The organism is Streptomyces sp. BE303 (assembly GCF_036290945.1).
Taxonomy (GTDB): domain Bacteria; phylum Actinomycetota; class Actinomycetes; order Streptomycetales; family Streptomycetaceae; genus Kitasatospora.
Map to the genome: position 1 here is coordinate 1 of NZ_JAQYWZ010000509.1, position 443 is coordinate 443.

Here is a 443-nt window from a genome sequence, read left to right on the forward strand (position 1 = left end):
CTCACACGCGCGACGTCCACGGACCCGAACCCGGTATCCCCGACTCGTCCTCGCCGGCGACGCGGTCCGATGCCCCCTGCCCACCGCCCTCATGGAACGCGCAGCCACCACCGGCTTTGCCGCCGCGAACAGCCTCCTGCTCGGCTGGGGCCTGCGAGGACACGCCCTGTGGTCGGTTCCGCCCCACGGCCGCAACACCCTGCTACGAGCCTTCGCCGCAGGTTCGAGTGATCAGTGCGCGCGGTCCCGTGCCGGCGCCCGCCGCCGGCGTGCCGCACGGCTGGGTGCGTCGCCGGACCGGGGTCAGACTTCCACCGACCGGGTGAAGTTGAGCAGGACCGGGACGGGGGTGCGGCCGTGGTTCACCGAGAGTCGGCCGGCACGCAGGTTCTCCTCGGTCCGGCGGATGTTCTGCTGCCACATGTCGTGCCAGCTCAGGGGAC

At 72.5% G+C, this 443-nt stretch carries 1 pseudogene; it reads left to right on the forward strand.

Features of this window, described 5'->3' with window-relative positions:
- A pseudogene (locus PUR56_RS10865) lies at positions 1–220 on the forward strand (isorenieratene synthase); the annotation flags it as partial.
- Positions 221–443 lie beyond the last annotated feature (223 nt).